This window comes from Sorangium sp. So ce693 (assembly GCF_051521375.1).
Taxonomy (GTDB): domain Bacteria; phylum Myxococcota_A; class Polyangia; order Polyangiales; family Polyangiaceae; genus Sorangium; species Sorangium atrum.
Genome location: NZ_CP150347.1, coordinates 8,620,549 through 8,636,874 on the forward strand (window position 1 = coordinate 8,620,549; position 16,326 = coordinate 8,636,874).

Genomic DNA, 16,326 nt, shown 5'->3' on the forward strand with positions numbered 1-16,326 from the left:
TGAGGCTCAGAGCTTCGTCTTGACCTCTTCGATCTCGAAGCTCTCGATGATGTCGCGCTCCTTGATGTCCGAGTAGCCCTCGAGCGAGATACCGCACTCGAACCCCTCGACCACCTCTTTCACGTCATCCTTGAACCGGCGCAACCCGGACAGGCGACCCGTCCAGACCACGGCGTTGTCCCGGATGAGGCGCGCCTCGCCGGTGCGCTTGACCGAGCCGCTGATGGCCATGCAGCCGGCGACCGTGCCCGCCTTCGTGATCTTGAAGACCTGGCGGACCTCGGCGCGGCCGAGGACCTTCTCCACCTTCGTCGCGGGGAGGAGTCCCTCCATCGCGCTCCGGATGTCGTCGACGGCGTTGTAGATGATGTTGTAGAGCCGGATCTCGACGCCCTCGTTCTCGGCCAGAGCGCCCGCCTTGCCGGCCGGCCGGACGTTGAAGCCGACGATGATCGCCTTCGACGCGACCGCCAGGTTGACGTCGCCCTCGGTGATGCCGCCGACGGCGCCGTTCACGATCGTGACCTTCACCTTCTGGGTCGAGAGCTTCGCCAGCGCGTGGATGATCGCCTCGACCGAGCCCTGCACGTCGCCCTTGATGATCAGCTTGAGCTCGAGCTGATCGGCCTCCTGCAGGTTCTTCGTAATGGACTCGAGCGAGACGCGCGAGTCCTGCGGGATCAGCGTCTTCGACGCCTTCTTGCGCCGGGTCTCCGCGATCTCCTCCGCGGTCTTCCCGTCCTTGACGGCGTGGACGGGATCACCCGCGCTCGGCACCTCGTTGAGGCCAAGGACCTCGACGGGCGTCGCGGGGCCGGCCTCGGCGACGGAGCGCCCGAGCTCGTCGGTCATCGCCCGGACCTTGCCCCACGCGGCGCCGGCCAGGAGGATGTCGCCCGTGCGGAGCGTGCCGTCCTGGACCATGACGCGCGCGACCGGGCCGCGGCCACGATCGAGCAGCGCCTCGATGACGGTGCCGCTGGCGCGCTTCTTCGGGTTGGCGCGGAGGTCCTGGACCTCGGCGAGGAGCAGGACCGACTCGAGGAGCTGCTCGATGCCCTGCCCCATCTTCGCCGACACGCTGCAGAACATCGTCTCGCCGCCCCACTCCTCGGGCTGCAACCCGAGCGCGGCGAGGTCGCGCTTGATCTTGTCGGCGTCGGCGCCCGGTTTGTCGATCTTGTTCACCGCGACGATGATCGGCACCTTCGCGGCCTGTGCGTGCGAGATCGCCTCCTTGGTCTGAGGCATCACGCCGTCGTCGGCCGCGACCACCAGGATCACGATGTCGGTGAGCGAGGCGCCGCGGGCGCGCATCGCCGTGAACGCCTCGTGGCCCGGCGTGTCGAGGAACGCGATCGTTCCGCGCGGCGTCTCGACGCGGTAAGCGCCGATGTGCTGGGTGATCCCGCCGGCCTCTCCCTCGGCGACCGTGGCCTTCCTGATCCTGTCGAGGAGCGAGGTCTTGCCGTGGTCGACGTGGCCCATGACGGTGACGATGGGCGGCCGGATCTCGACCTCCTCGTCGGTTTCGGCCCCGGCCTGCATGGCCGCGGTCAACGTGTCCTGCTCGCTGACGGCCACGTCCTCGACGCTCCAGCCGAACTCGCTGGCGAGGATCTTCGCGGTCTCGGCGTCGAGCGTGCTGTTGATGTTCACGCCCGTCATGCCCATCGACAGGAGCCGCATGAGCACGTCCGTCGCCTTCAGGCTCATCTTCGCGGCGAGCTGCTGAAGCGTGACCTGCTCCTCGATCTTGATGACCTTCTTGTGCGAGGCCATCTCCTGCGTGGAGACCTGGACCGGCTTGCGCGGGAGCCCGCCTCCCGGGCGCGGCCGCCCGAACATCCCCGGGCGAGTGTTCCGACCGCCCATGGGCCGGCCGCCCGGACCGAAGCTGGGACCACCAGGGCGCGCTTGCTGGGCGTTGGCGCGCGGATCGTAGGTCGTGCGCCGCGCCGGCGGTGTGCCGGTGCGGGCAGCCGGCATCGTGACGCCGGGGCGCCCCTGCCATACCTCGATGCCGGTCTTCGGCGGCGAGGACGGGCGGCGCGGCGCCTGTCCCGGCGTGCCGGCCGGCTCTTCCGGCTTGGCCGCGGGGGTCGACACGGGCGGCGTGGTGGGCCGAGTGCCCGGGCGGGCCGCGGCCGGAGCCCCGGACCGCTGCGGCGCGGGCGGCGGCGACGTCGGCCGCGACGCCCCCTGCGCCGGAGCGGGCGCCGAGGGCGCGGCTTGCGGCCGGGCCGGCGCCTGCGCCGCGGCTGCTGCGGGAGCAGCGGCTGCTGCGGCAGGCGCGGTTGCTGCGGGCGCTGCGGCAGGCGCAGGCGCTGCGGCTGCGGCAGGCGCTGCTGCGGGCGCCGCTGCTGCGGGCGCTGCGGCAGGCGCAGGGGTCGGCGCGGGCGCGGCCGCCTGCGCGGGGGCGGCTGCAGGCGCCTCGGGCGCGGCCGCCACGGGGGCGGGCGCCGGTGCGGCGGCGGTGGCAGGCGGCGCCGCGACAGGCGGCGCAGGCTTCGGCTCGGGCGAGGTCACCTTCGTCTCCTCCGCGGCCGCGGACGCCGCGGCAGGCGCGGTTGCTGCGGGAGCGGGAGCCGCCGGGGGCGGCGGCGCTGGGGGCGCAGCCGCAACAGGCGGCATCGCCGGGGCAGGCGCAGTGGGCGCGGGTGCGGGAGCAGGCTCGCGCAGGCTCGCGGCGACGACCGGCTCGTGGGCCGGCGCCGAGGGCGCTGCGACGGGAACGGCGGGCGGCGGCGGAGCGGGGCGACGGGGCGGCGCTTCTTCCTGAACGGCGCGCTCGGGCGGCGGCGAAGCCGGAACGGGCACAGCCGCAGGCCGAGAGGGCGCAGGCTCCGGAGCAGCGCGAACGGGCGCCTCCGACAGGTCAGGCCCGCGGCCCGGCGAGGACGGCTCGGGCTCGGCCCCAGGCCGGGCGCGGCGCTTCACGACCGTGGGGCGGATCCTCTCCTCCACCACCTCGGGCGACTTCTGCCGCTCGAGGTGTCGCTTCACCCGCTCGACGACGTCGGACTCGACGGCGCTCATGTGATTGCGCACGTCGCCTATACCCATGGACTGAAAGAGCGCGACCAGCGTCTTCTGGTCCATGTTCAGCTGCTTGGCGACCTCGTAGACCCGGACTTTGCTCATGCACCTCGCTCCACGTTAACCAATCCGCCTCACCCATCCGCGCGGGCGACGATTTGCGGCCACTCTGTCCACCGTCGAGGCGCGTCCGGTAGGACCGGACATCGCCGCCCTGCCCCCGACCGCGCCGCCTCCCCCCATGCCCGGCGCAGTAGCAAGAAGCCGACCGGACTCACTCTCCGGCCCCCGCCGCTCTTCGCGGCTGGTAAGCGCGCCCTGCGGGCTGCCGGGTATTCCCCCGACATCCTCGGACGCCGCGAGAACCCCGACCCCGGGGTTCTCGCGCTCCACGCCCGACGTCCCCGGCTCACGGCGACGCCGGAGGCCAGCATGGCCAGGCGGCGCCTTCCGTTGCTCGGGGCTCCCGCCTTCCTCTGATCGGGCGGCTGCATTGCGCGAAGGCCGCCCCCTGCGACCGGCGCCGCGGCGCGCATCGTCCGCGGCGTCCTCGCCTCGCTCGACGCGCGCGCACGTGTCCACGACGTGCGCTGCGTTCGCGACGGCAGCGGCGATCGGCGCCGCTGAGATCGCCATCACGGCAACGCCGCGCTCGCGCGGGCCGCCCGCCAGGGCGCCGAGCCCCAGCTTGCTGCCCCACGCGACGGCGCGCCCTTCGGCGACGGCGCGCCGGACCTCCGGCAGATCCGCGCCTGCCGCCGCGTCGCACGCGACCAGGACGAGCGCGGCTTCACCCCGCACGCACGACCCCACGACCGCATCGGCGCCGATCGCCGCGCTCTGGGAGCGGACAGCGGCGCGGATGAGCCCCTGGAGCCGGCGCTCGGTCGCCTCTCGGATCGCCCGCGCCAGCGAGACGGTCGTGAGCGGCTCGACGCCCTGCGTGGCCTGATCGCCGGCGCCCTCGGCGCCTCCTCCAGCGGCCCCCACGATCGCGTGGACACGTCCCTTCGCGGCGCGGGCGAGCCCCCGGGCGACCGCCGCCGAGAGGCAGTCCTTCCGCGGGTGCACGTGTGCGCCCCGCCCGAACCCGCCGTCGCCGGGATCGACCGCGATCACGCCGCCAGGACCAAGGATGAGCCGGACGAGCGGACGAGCGCCGCGGACGTCGTCGACGCCGACGCGCTCCCCGCAGCCGACGCACGTGCGCACTCGCCCCTTCTCGAAGGGCTCGCGCTCACCCGCGTCGCTTTGTCTGCTCACCACCGATTCCATCCTCGATCCTCTTCCTCCCCGACAGCCTATGCGTGCCTCGCCTCTACAGCGCGACGAACGTCCGCCCGCGCCGCATCGAGCACCTTCTGCTCGCTTTCAACGAAATCCCGCGCCCCCTGCTTGATGGCGCGCGCCTTCTTGATGCCGAGGCCGGTGCGGATCGCCAGCCGATCCTCGTCCTCCCGCAGCACGTCCTCGACGCTGCGGTACCCGGCCTCCTCCAGCAACACCACCGTCCGATCGCCGACGCCGCGGATGAACATCAGCCGCTCGCGGTCGGTGAGCGGCTCGGTGCGTGAGCTCGCCGAGCGGATGCGCTCCTGCCGCAGCCGCTCCATCGTCGTGTCCGCCTGCGACTTGATGCGCTCGGCGGCCTCGGCGCCGCCGAGGCCCGGGATGGCCGCGAGCTCCTCGACCGAGGCCTCGCTGACCTCCTCGAGCGCGCGGAAGCCGAGCCGATACATGGACTTGGCGATCTGCTCTGTCACCACGTCCATCTGCTGCAAGGCGGAGATCGCCTCTTCTTCCATCTGCTTGAACTTGGTCTCGCTGATGATGTCGAGCTTCCAGTTCGTGAGCTGCGCGGCGAGCCGCACGTTCTGGCCCTTGCGCCCGATCGCGAGCGACAGCTTCTCGTCCGGGACCACGAGCTCCATGCGCCCGTCGGCCTCGTCGACGATCACCTTGTGTACCTCGGCCGGCTGGATCGCGGCGATGACGTAGCGCGCCGGATCCCGATCGAACGGCACGATGTCGATCTTCTCGCCGCGGAGCTCCTGGACGACCGCCTGCACGCGCGAGCCCTTCATGCCCACGCACGCGCCCACCGGGTCGACGTCCGCGTCGCGGCTGGTCACCGCGATCTTCGAGCGGGCGCCCGGCTCGCGTGCGACCGACACGATCCGCACGATGCCCTCGTAGATCTCGGGGACCTCGGCCTCGAAGAGCTTCTCGACGAGCCGGGGATCGGAGCGAGAGAGGATGACCTGCGGGCCGCGGGCCTCGCGATCGATGTCCTTCACGTACGCCACGATGCGGTCCCCGGGCCGGTACGTCTCGCGCGGCGTCTGCTCGCGGAACGTGAGCACACCCTCGGTGCGACCGATGTCGACGATGATGTTGTTGCCCTTCTCGAACCGCCGCACGATGCCGCGGATGAGCTCGCCCTTGCGATCCTTGTACTCGTTGAAGATGAGATCGCGCTCGGCGTCGCGCACGCGCTGCAGCAGGACCTGCTTCGCCGTCTGCGCGGCGATGCGCCCGAAGGTCGTGCGGCCGTGCTTGAGCTTCAGGATGTCGCCGTATTCCTTGTCCTGATCGCGCGCCTTCTCCGCGTCCTCGGGCCGCCAGAAGACCTGGAAGCCGAGCTCCTCGCCCAGGGTCGCGTCCAGCTTCAGCTTGTCCACGTCAGTGATGGAGATCTCGCGCTCCGGCTCCGTCACGGCCTCGACCACGGTCATGTACTGGAAGAGGTCGATCTGCCCGGTGTCCTCGTTGAAGCGCGCCTCGAGCTCGCGGGTGGGGCCGAAGACGCTCTGCGCGGCCTTCAAGATCGCGGCCTCGATCGTCTCGACGAGGATCTTCTTGTCGATCCCCTTCTCCTTCGCGACCTGATCGAGGATGCTGCCGAGGCTCGTCTCCGAGGTCGGCATCGCTGCCATCGTTGCCATGACGTCCCTGTCTCCTGATCTTTCTTCTCTCTACTTGCGCTTCTCGGAGCCGCGCTCGCTCCGCTTCGAGCCCGACCGCGGAGCCGCCTCCGCGAGCTGCCTGATCTGCCCCGACTCCTTAGCGGGCTCCTTGCCCTGCCGCTGCCCCTTCTTGGCTTTGGGCTGTGACGGGAGCTCGAAGACGAGGCGCGCCTCCACGACATCCGCGAACGGGACCGCGATCCGCTTGCCATCGACCAGCACCGCGACCTGCCCCTCCGGAGCCTCGAGGAGCTCGCCCCGGAGCAGCCGCTGGCCGTCCGGCGCGGGGCGCGACAGCTTCACCTTCGCCGTCCTGCCGAGGAAACGAGCGAACTCGGCCGCTGTGCGCAGCCGCCGATCGAGGCCAGGAGAGCTGACCTCGAGGTTGTAATGGTTGGGTATGAGATCCTCGACGTCGAGGACCGATGAGACGTCGCGCGACACGTCCGCGCAGTCCTCGAGCGTGACCCCGCCGCCCGCGTCCTCCACGTCGTCCACGTTCTCGCGTTCGATCGTGAGCCGCAGCGTCCAGCCCGCCCGCTCCCGCTCCGTGGTCCACTCCAGATCGACGAGCGTGACCCCGTGCGAGGCGAGCACCGGCGCGACGGCGTCGCGGACGCGCCCGAGATCGAACACGGCTCTGGTCGAAGGCTCCATGGGTTGCTGCATGTGAGAGACGTCACCCTCGGCGGATCCGGGTCCTCCTAGCGCGATCGGCCCCGAGCGAGGGTGCCCGGTACCACTGCGCCAAAAAAAAAGAGCCGATTCCCCGAACTGGGAACCCGGCTCGCGGATCCGCCTAGTTGTCGGCGGACAACCTAGTCGAATGCGGGCCTTCATGCAAGGGGGGATACGGGCAAACCGCCCCTGCGCGGCCGGGGATCTCCCGCCGGTTCATCTTCGCGTTTTTCGCGTCTTCGCGGCGTCTTCGCGGCGTCTTCGCGGCGGCCTGCGGCGCGTCAGCGCCGGAGCGCTCCCCGCCGCGCGGCAGTCGCGACAGCCTCGCGTCGCGCCCGCCGGGTCCCTCGAGTTACGCCAGATTCGGCAGCGCGACGATATCCACGTGCAGGACCTCCTCGAACGCCGCGATTTCCTTCAGACAGGCCTCGCTCGGCCGGCCGGAGACGCGCATCTTCGTGCAGGTCGCGGTGGCCCCCTCGAAGACGGTGTTTGAAATCTCCTCGATGTTGATCCCGTGGCGCTTCATGACGCTGAGCGTGTTCGCGAGGACGCCGACCTTGTCCATCATCCGGACGACGACCGCGTAGCGGGCGGGCGACGTAGCGCAGATGTTGACCACGTTGGGCAGCTCCTCCTCCGTCATGAAGGCGCGGATGATCCGGGCCGTCTCGAGGGCCACCGCGCGCTGGGCCTGCTCCGTCTGCGCGCCGACGTGCGGGGTGCCGTAGACGAGCCCTCGCCCGAGGAGGTGCGACTCGAACGGCGCCGAGCTCTTGTCAGGCTCGGTGGCGAACACGTCAAGGCCGACCCGCAGCCCCTTGCGCGGAATGAGCTCCTCGAGCGCGGCGTAATCCATCACCTCGGGGCGCGCGGCGTTCACGACGATGGCGCCGTCGGGGAGCGCCTCGAGGACGCTCCGGCTGACGATGCCGCGCGTCTGCGGGGTGGCCGTCAGATGGACCGTGAAGATGTCAGAGCGGGCAGCCAGATCTTCCAAGGTCCGGGCATAGCTGACGTCCAGCTTGGCAGCGCGGCCCGGCGTCAACGAGCGCGACCAGGCGTGCGGCTCGAGGCCGAACGCGCGGGCGCGCAGGAGCACCTCACGGCCGATCGCGCCGAGCCCCGCGATCCCGATCCGCCGACCGAACAGGCCCCGGGCCACCGAGTACTTCGCCTTCTCCCAGCGGCCGGCCCTGAGCTCCGACGTCGCATCGACCAGGCGGCGGTCCAGCGCGAGGATGAAGGCCATCGTCAGCTCTGCCACCGCGGTCGCGTTCTTGCCGGGACAGTTCGCCACGTAGATGCCGCGCGCGCTCGCGGCCGCGACGTCGATCGTCCCCACGCCGACCCCTGCCCTCACGATCAGGTTGAGCTGCCGCCCGGACGCGATCGCCTTCGCCGTGACCTCCGTGGAACGAACGACGAGAATGCCGATCCCGTCGAGGGCCGCCGGCAGCGAGTCTCTGGTGAGCTCCGGCCGGGACTCGATCTCGATCCCGAGCACCTTGAGCTCTTCCAGAGCCGAGAGGTCCATCTTATCGGCTACTAGCAGGCGCATGCGGACGGGAACCGTAACAGAAAAGCTCTCGCCGACGATGGGCGTTCTGCTCCTCGTCTGCGGCGTCTGCGTCAGTTGCGCCAGCTCCTGCGCCAGCGATCATCAGGTCTCTCCCTGGGGTGCAGCGGGCAGACCGACGCTCGGCGCGTTCATCGCGCCTCCGGACCTCGACGCTCGGCTGCACGCCCTCGACGTGGAGGCCGCCGAGCTCGGGCTGACGCTCGAGGTCGAGCTCCGCGGCGCGCTACGGCGCGGCGGCGCGGTGGTCGTGCGCGGCTACAGCGGGACCGACGCGCTCGGGCGCCGCACCTCGGCGGTCCGCGTGGCGACGCCGCGCGGCGTGGTCCTCGCCGCGGGGCCCCTCGATGCCAGGCGCGTGGACCATAGCCAGGCGACCCAGCTGATACCGTCGCTGCTCCCGGGCTCCGAGCCGGAGGCGACGGAGCAGCTCGGGGTGTTCCGCTCCGGGACCGATCTCAACCGAGACGGCGCTCCGGACGTCGTGCTCCGAAATGAGAATGGCGAGCTGGAGATCTGGGCCGTGCAGCCGCTCGGCGCGGCCCGGTACGCCGTCGAGCTCGCGGCGCCGCCGCGGTTCGCGCTCGACGTCGATCGAGACGGCACCCTGGAGCTCGCCGGCCGGATCCCGCTGGACGAGGGGGATCCCATCGCGCCGGATCTCCTCGACGTCGCGGGGTTCGAGGGAGATCGCTACACGCACCGCGGCAGCGTCGCGCGGGCGTTCCATGCAGCGCGCGTCGAAGGCCCCGGCGCGGAGACGGCCGGCCAGGGCAAGCGGCAGGAGCCGCCGAAGGACGACGCCGCGCGCCTGCGGGGAGCGCTCGAGCGGGCCTGGCACGCGGTGCTCGCGGGCAGGCCGGCGGCCGAGGCGCTCGCGGCGCTCGACCGAGAGCCGGTGCCGCCAGCGCTCCGGGGCGCGTTCTCCACGCACCGCGCGCGCGTCGCGGGCGCGATGGCGGCGGCCGCGAGCGGTCCACCGGCCAGGGGGGCGCCGCCCGGCGAAGGCGGCGCCCCTACTCGTCCGCAGGGAGCATCGGAAACGCCTGCTCGAAGGTGACGAGGATGTCGCCGGGGAGCGCGTCAGGCTCCTTGTAGCCGCGCGTCAGCGGCACCCCCCAGTCGGCGCGCATGACGACGCGGTTGAGCTGCGGGAAGAGGGCCCGCACCCCGAAGCCAGCCGACTGCTTGAGGCGCAGATCATCGAAGCCGTCGAAGGCGTCGCCCGCGTCGAAGAAGGCCGCGCCCGCGACCTGGCACGACCAGACCTCGACGGGCCGCGTGCGGAGCTCCAGGTTCGCGGAGAGCACGTCCTCGCCGATGAACGCCGCCGTCGGGTACCCGCGGAGCCGCGTGTCGCCGCCGAGCACCGACCTCCTGTTCAGGTAGTTCCTGTATCGGTCGAGCAGGCGCACGTCGAACACGAGCCGCCCGACGCCGAAGCTCGGCGTATGAACCCGCGCGCGCGCCTCGATGGAGGCGTCGAAGATCTGCGAGCCGTCGAGCTCGGTGACGCTCTCGACCACGGCGCGCGCGAGGCCGTCGCCGAGCGCGACGGTGTACGCCGCGGCGGCGGAGATCCCGAGGAAGTTCCGGCTGGAGTTGAGCGCTGTCGTGACCGGATAGATCAGGATCGCGAGCTCGTGCCCCAGCCGGTAGTCCTCCTGCAGCGCGAGCGTGTTGAAGTCGAGGACGCGCAAGAAGCGGGTCGAGTACGTCGCGTACTTGAACGTCGGCGCGACGCGGGTGTCGCTCACCGGCATCACGCGCCTCTCGAACTCGGCGATCGCGGCCGGGGCGAGGCCCTCCGGCGCGTCGAAGCGATAGACCTTGCGGCTCGCCTCGATGCCCACCGAGACGTCGTGCTTCACGGCCGAGGACCTCGCCGCGCCGCCGCCGAAGCTGCGCGTGACGGCGTAGCTGCCCACCAGGAGGTCGCTCCGGTAGCGGTACGGGACGCGATCGTCCCCCGGCGTGGCCGCCGCGTCGAAGGTGGCGAGCTTCGTGCCGACGAAGCGGCGGGTCACCTCGTCGCGCCAGGAGATCTCGGCTTCCCAGGCCCACTCCGCCTGTGTCGCGTAGAGCGGTTGCCCGTAGATGAACTCGCCGCTCGTGCCCTCGAAGTCGCCGGTCTCCCGGTCGATGATCGCGTTCGCCTGTGTCCGCAGCCGCACGTGGCTGCCCCCGATGCGCGGCATCGCGTAGGTGGCGCCGAGCGAGAGCGCGCCGGGATCGAGCGCGAGCTGCGCCGCCACGGCGTGGTGGATCCCGAGCAGGTTCTGCTCGCTGGGCTGAAGGAACAGGTACTCGAGCTGCCCGCCGGCGATGCGGTAGTCCGAGTTGAGGCGCAGGCTCCAGACGTCCTTGGTGACGACGGCGACCCGCACCCGATCCGGAGCGCCGCCCCGCACGGCGAAGACGAGGACGAGCGACAGCTGGCTCAGCTCGCGCAGGTTGCGCGCCGACTCGTCGGCGAGCGCCTGCTCGTAAGGAAGCCCGACCGCGAGCAGCACCTCGCGCCGGATGACGTGCGGCCGCGAGAGCGCGTGGAACCAGTTCAGGAAGGCCGGCGCAGGATCGCGGTCCTCGATCACCTCGAGCGGGACCACGTCGATCCCCTCGACGATCTTCCCTTCGGGGGCAGGATCGAGGGGCGCCCGGAGGCGCGACAGGACGCGCTCGATGGTGGCGCTCTCGTAGCTCGAATAGCGCTCGCGCCGAGCCGGCGCGGCGAGCGCCGCCGTCCCGCCCTGCTTCGCGGCGGGCGCCGCCGTCCCGCCCTGCTGGGCCTGCGCCTCGATCGAGAGGAGCGCCCCGAGGGCCGGGATCGCGAAGCGCACCAGCACGATCGATGCGCTACGCACGAGCCGCTCGCCTCAGAAGGACTCGTTGGCAGGGTACGTCGCCATGACGTTGATCTTGTACTTCACGTACTGGTGCGGGATCGTCCCCCAGTCGGGCGTCGGCATGGCGCGCTTCACGCAGCGGAGCAGCTCCTTCGTCTTCGCGCGGCTCACCGTCGTCGACTTGCCCACGTAGAGGTTGGTCCGCTTCCGCCGGAAGTCCATCTCGAGGACGAAGCTCACCGTGACGCCCGTCTTGTCGGAAGGGGCGCACTGGACGTTGTCGCGGATCGCGCGCGACAGGCCGTCCTCGAAGAAGGTGACGTGATCGCAGCGCTCGGGCGGGGTGGTGCCCGGGCCGGGGTTCTCGCACTTGATCGTGGTGAACGGCGAGAGCGTGACGCCCTCCGCCAGCGCGGCGCCCGCGTCGGAGAGCGCGCCCGCGTCCCAGGCGTAGGCGCCGGCGTCAGCCGTCGCGGCGTCCGCGGAGGGGATCGACTCGGGCTTCGGGCGCCGCCACAGGTAGAGCGGCACCGCCACCACGATGAGGCCCGCGACGAGCGCGATGATGATCTGGAGCCGCACGGGGCGCTCGCTGCCGCCGCGACCGAGGTAGCGGTACGGCGAGGGTTGAGACGGCGGACTGGAGGTGGAAGGGAACGGAGGCCTGCTGTTCATCGGACACGCTCAGGCTCAATCGATGAGCGTCCGCGCAGGGCGCCCGGGCTCGCCCTTCACCAGCGTCGCGCCGAGCTCCAGCGTCTCGGGGAGCATCCCCTGAACCTGCGCGACCACCTGCTCGACCACGTGACGGGCCTCGTCGATGCTCGGACCCACGATCGAGACCACGAACTTGAGCGGCCCCGTCCGGCCCGCGACGGCCGGCGTGAGGCTGAGCAGGAGCATCTCGGTCAGATCGATCACCCGCTGCGCCGCCTTCCGCAGGGCGAGCATCTCCAGGATGGTCGGGCGCTCGCTGACCTGGCGGTTCGGCCCGCGCAGCTCGTACCGCGCGACCTGCATCGGCACCTCGGCCCAGTCGGCGAACAGGCCGTCCTCGTCGATCGCCTTCATCAGGTGCTCGCGCACGAGCAGGCCGGTGAGGCCGTCGCGCTTCGCGAGGTACTGCTTCGCGCGCCGGTGCTGCGGCGAGTCCGGGCCGAACGTCACGAGCTTCATCCGGCACTCGCCGACCTGCACCTCGCCGCCGTGCAGCAGCGAGACCTGCGACTTGCGCTCGTAGTTGAAGTCCGCGTAGCTGCCGTTCGTGCTGCCCTGGTCCTCGATGAACCACGAGCCCGTCTGCCACTTCAGGATCGCGTGCGCCCCCGAGACGGTCGCCTCGGGCACGCACAGGCTCTGATCGCTGCGGCGGCCGAGCGCGAGCTTCGTGTCGTGCAGCGGCAGCAGAGAGCCCACGATCTCGGGCGCGTTCGTCGCGTACGTCACGAGCAGCGACTGCGCCCCGGGGGTGAAGTTCAGCTTGAGCGCGCCGCCCGGCGGCGGGCCTGGATCGAGGCGCTCGCGCGGCAGCTGGATCGGGCTCGTCGTCAGCTGCGACGGGTTGAAGAAGCGCATGTGCCGCGCCTGCGGCCGCATCGACGGGTCCTCGTTGAGGCCGCGGAAGATCTGCCGCACCTCGTCGATCGACAGGCCCGCCGGGACGTCGAACATGATCTGCTGCTTCATCGTCTTGACCCGCGGCTTGTAGCCGGGCTCCGGGACGCGGCAGGTCCACATCTCCCAGAGGGTCAAGGCCATGGCGTACACGTCGTCCTCGGGGCTCGCGCCGCCATTGCGCAGCCGCTCGGGAGACATGTAGTTCGGCGTGCCGCCGTCGGGCGGGGCGCCTGGACGGCGCGCCGAGGCGCGCGCGCGCTCCTGGGCGAAGCCGAAGTCGAGGATCACAGCGCGGCCCTCGGAGACCATCACGTTGCCGGGCTTCAGGTCGCCGTGGACGAGGCCCTGCGCGTGGATGGCCGCGAGCCCGTTGCAGACCTCGCTCGCGATCTTGCGGAACTCGTCCGCCGAGTAGCCGCCCTGGGCCTTGCGCTTGCGGATGTGCGTGTGGAGCGTCTGCCCGGGGATCTGCTCCATCACGAGGATGGGGCCCCACGGGCTCGGCGCGAGGTCGTGCACGCGACAGACGTTCGGATGGCCCACCGAGCGCGCGAGGAGGAGCTCCTGGCGGAGCGCCTCGTCGTCGCCTGGCATGCGCGACTCTTCGCGGACCACCTTGAGGGCCACGGTCTGCTGCGTCGAGCGATCGAAGGCCAGGAAGACCTCGCCCATGCCGCCTTTACCGAGGCTCTGACGGATGTCGTAACGGTCATTGATGACCGTTCCGGCAGTGATGGGAGGAGGGGGTGTCTTGGTCACGGCCCGCGGTGGATAAAAGGAGCGCGAACCGGAGCGTGCCCGACACCGGCTGCGGCGCACAGCGTCGTCCATCTGAACGTAGAGCGCAACGGTCGTTCGGAGGGAGAGGCCGGACACCGCGCGGAGGCGGCCGCTTCCCCGCTGATTTGAGCCAAGATCGCCCTTCCGAATGTCCCGGCCGCCGGGATCCCTTGACGATGACGGCTGATTTGTTTACGCGCCTCGGCCAGCCCGGCGCGACCGCCCCGCGCACGCCGGCGAGCGCGCGCTGTACGCCGGGCCAGCGAGCCGTTGAAGCCACGTCCATCCACCGGACGGGCGAGAAGGTCGGCCTCTCCGCGATGGCCTGAGAACGGCCCAGCGGACCGATGTTCGTCCGGGACGACACAGCGGGCGCGACGCGCTCGCGCCGATCGCCGTCGCCTTCCTCGCGCCGGTCGCCGTCGCCTTCAGCGACGACGGTGCTCGCGTGCGCAACGCGTGCGCGCCGACGGCTCCCTGGCTCCGCTCATGGGCTTCGCGATCGCAGGCACGTCGCTCGCTCTCTCTCTTCGCCGACGACGCGAACCGCCGCTGGATGGGCGGCCTCGCGCTGAACGCGGCTCCCTGTCCGTGGTCGCGTCCGCCGCAGATCAACCCCCTTCCGACCGCGCGCCGCGCAGCGCTCCACGACGGAGCGATCCGCCCGCGAACCGCGCAGACCGAGGCGATGCGCAGGCCATGCAGACGTCCCGCTGCTGCGCGCGATCCGTCTACGTTCTTCGCGCCACAGCGACCCGCCAAGGTCACCGACGTTCAGCCTCGTGCGGCCCGCCACGCATCACTGACCGTACGGACGGCAGCGCACCATTCGCCGCGCATTTCCTGCTTGTATCGTGGCACTGCAGATTGACACCTCAGAGTCGCCTCAGTCACACTGCTCCCGAGGCGGCTGCTGTGTGTCCAATCTTCACCTCCTCCCGCTGCCCGAGGAGAGGCGCGACATGCCTGATAGCGGACAGCGAGAGGTAACCGGCAGCTCGAAGGTCTCGAGGGCTGCCGCGACAGACCCGCTGCTGGGGCGTGTCATCAACGGCCGCTTCAAGATCGTCAGCGTCATCGCCCGCGGCGGCATGGGGAAGGTGTACAGGGCCGAGCAGGCGCCGCTCGGCCGCATCTGCGCGCTCAAGGTGCTGAGCCCCAAGTACGAGGGCGACCACGATCCCGAGTTCCACAGGCGCTTCTTCCTCGAAGCGTCGATCGCGGCGAAGCTCACGCACCCGAACACGGTCACCGTGTTCGACTACGGCCAGAGCGACGACGATATCTACTACATCGCGATGGAGTACATCGAGGGGAAGACCCTGCACCGCGTGCTCCGCGAGGAAGGGCCGTTCTCCGAGGCGCGCGCGGCCCACATCGCGCGCCAGATCTGCCGCTCGCTCCGCGAGGCGCACGGGCTCGGCGTCGTGCACCGCGATCTCAAGCCGGGCAACGTGCTGCTCGTCGATCACGAGGACGAGCACGACCACGTGAAGGTGCTCGATTTCGGGCTCGTCAAGGACACCCAGAGCGGCGAGGACCTGACCCAACAGGGCCTGTTCATGGGCTCGCCCAAGTACATGGCGCCCGAGCAGATCACCGGCAACGACGTCTCGGCGCGCACCGATATCTACGCGCTCGGCGTGATGATGTACGAGATGCTGTCGGGCCAGGTGCCGTTCGACAAGGGCGCGAGCGTCGGGACGCTCATGTCGCACGTCCACGACCAGCTCCCGCCGATGCAGGCCCACAACCCGCAGCTCTCCATCTCGCAGACGATGGAGGGGATCGTCTATCGCTGCCTGGAGAAGGACCCGGCGCATCGCTTCTCCTCGATGAACGAGCTCGTCACCGCGCTCAAGTTCGCCGCGGGCGGCATCTCCACGCGAGACACGGGCGAGAACCCGCCCATGCCGTCCGGCACGACGGGCTACCGCGCGTCGTTGCCCTCGTATCCGTCGGCGCCCTCGCGTCCGTCGGCCACGCCGTACCCATCGGCGCCTTCGTATCCGTCGGCCGCTTCGTACCCGTCGACGCTCTCGCATCCGCCGGCCACGCCGTACCCATCGGCGCCTTCGCATCCGCCGGCCACGCCGTACCCATCGGCCCCTCCTCTCTCGACGACGAGCGATTTTCCGGGCCTCTCCACGCCGAACTCGTCGCCCCCCACGAGCTCGCCCGCCACCTATACAGGCCCCCTCGCCACGGACAGCGCCCTCAAGCAGCCGGCGGCGCCCGTCTTCGTCCCTCCGTCGATCACCGACGCGATGGGATCGCGCCCAGCGCCGCCCGCGGAGGGGCTCTCCTCCACCCAGACCGGCGCGGGCCCAGGTCGAAAGGTCATCCCCTGGGCGCTCGCCGCGACCCTCGGTGTCGGGGTCGGCGTCACCGCCGTCCTGCTGGCGCGCGCGCCGGCCGCCCAGACGGGCGCGGCGGCGCGCGAGCAGGGCGCGGTGAGCCCTCCTCCACCCGCAGCGCCGGCTCCGGCAGCGCCGGCGGCGCGGGGGCTGCAGATCGAGAGCACGCCGCCCGGCGCGGCCGTCAGGGAAGGCAACAAGGAGCTCTGCGCCGAGACGCCGTGCGAGATCGTCTGGCGAGGGGCCGCGGCCGCGCTCGCGCTGGAGCACGAGCTCGTGTTCGAGAAGCCGGGCTACAAGCCCGCCACGGTGCGCGTCTCCGGCGCCGAGGAGAAGGTGCGCGCGAAGCTCGACCCGGCCGCGATCGCGGCGCCGGCGGCCCTGAGCAAGCCCAGGGCGAACATCCAGAAGCCCGAGCCGTACAAGAGCAACCCCTACTGACGAGGGCGCGGACGCGCCCCGGC

10 protein-coding genes are annotated in these 16,326 nt (G+C 71.2%); 2 read left to right on the forward strand and 8 right to left on the reverse strand.

Going from position 1 to position 16,326, the window contains the following annotated elements:
- Positions 1–6: 6 nt before the first annotated feature.
- The 5 genes from infB to WMF14_RS32100 all read right to left on the reverse strand — a co-directional run bounded on the left by infB (position 7) and on the right by WMF14_RS32100 (position 8,220).
- On the reverse strand, positions 7–3,144 hold the full coding sequence (gene infB / locus WMF14_RS32080) for a translation initiation factor IF-2 (protein WP_437792413.1): 3,138 nt from the start codon (positions 3,142–3,144) through the stop codon (positions 7–9).
- 15 nt (positions 3,145–3,159) lie between these two features.
- Positions 3,160–4,302, reverse strand: coding sequence for a YlxR family protein (locus WMF14_RS32085; protein WP_437792416.1), 1,143 nt, complete (start codon positions 4,300–4,302; stop codon positions 3,160–3,162).
- A gap of 38 nt (positions 4,303–4,340) precedes the next feature.
- The gene (gene nusA / locus WMF14_RS32090) at positions 4,341–5,984 is read right to left on the reverse strand and encodes a transcription termination factor NusA (protein ID WP_272094725.1); all 1,644 of its coding nucleotides are present in this window, start codon (positions 5,982–5,984) and stop codon (positions 4,341–4,343) included.
- A 30-nt stretch (positions 5,985–6,014) separates the two neighbouring features.
- Positions 6,015–6,662, reverse strand: a complete 648-nt coding sequence (gene rimP, locus WMF14_RS32095; protein ID WP_437792419.1) for a ribosome maturation factor RimP — start codon at positions 6,660–6,662, stop codon at positions 6,015–6,017.
- A gap of 373 nt (positions 6,663–7,035) precedes the next feature.
- A complete protein-coding gene (locus tag WMF14_RS32100; RefSeq protein ID WP_373372165.1) occupies positions 7,036–8,220 on the reverse strand; it encodes a phosphoglycerate dehydrogenase in 1,185 nt (394 codons plus the stop codon).
- A 61-nt stretch (positions 8,221–8,281) separates the two neighbouring features.
- On the opposite strand from WMF14_RS32100, the gene WMF14_RS32105 reads away from it, so the two are divergent.
- Positions 8,282–9,322, forward strand: coding sequence for an FG-GAP repeat domain-containing protein (locus WMF14_RS32105; RefSeq protein ID WP_437792422.1), 1,041 nt, complete (start codon positions 8,282–8,284; stop codon positions 9,320–9,322).
- Here WMF14_RS32105 and WMF14_RS32110 read toward each other — a convergent pair.
- Genes WMF14_RS32110 through WMF14_RS32120 form a run of 3 tightly spaced genes read right to left on the reverse strand, consistent with a single transcriptional unit; the run spans position 9,279 to position 13,544 of the window.
- A complete protein-coding gene (locus tag WMF14_RS32110; RefSeq protein ID WP_437792425.1) occupies positions 9,279–11,126 on the reverse strand; it encodes a hypothetical protein in 1,848 nt (615 codons plus the stop codon). The genes WMF14_RS32105 and WMF14_RS32110 overlap by 44 nt on opposite strands.
- A gap of 12 nt (positions 11,127–11,138) precedes the next feature.
- On the reverse strand, positions 11,139–11,783 hold the full coding sequence (locus tag WMF14_RS32115) for a hypothetical protein (RefSeq protein ID WP_272094732.1): 645 nt from the start codon (positions 11,781–11,783) through the stop codon (positions 11,139–11,141).
- Between the two features lie 15 nt (positions 11,784–11,798).
- Positions 11,799–13,544: a protein kinase domain-containing protein gene (locus WMF14_RS32120; protein WP_437804337.1), complete on the reverse strand. Its 1,746-nt coding sequence runs from the start codon at positions 13,542–13,544 to the stop codon at positions 11,799–11,801.
- A 923-nt stretch (positions 13,545–14,467) separates the two neighbouring features.
- Between WMF14_RS32120 and WMF14_RS32125 the strand changes: the two genes are divergently transcribed.
- The gene (locus WMF14_RS32125) at positions 14,468–16,303 is read left to right on the forward strand and encodes a protein kinase domain-containing protein (RefSeq protein WP_437792429.1); all 1,836 of its coding nucleotides are present in this window, start codon (positions 14,468–14,470) and stop codon (positions 16,301–16,303) included.
- Positions 16,304–16,326 lie beyond the last annotated feature (23 nt).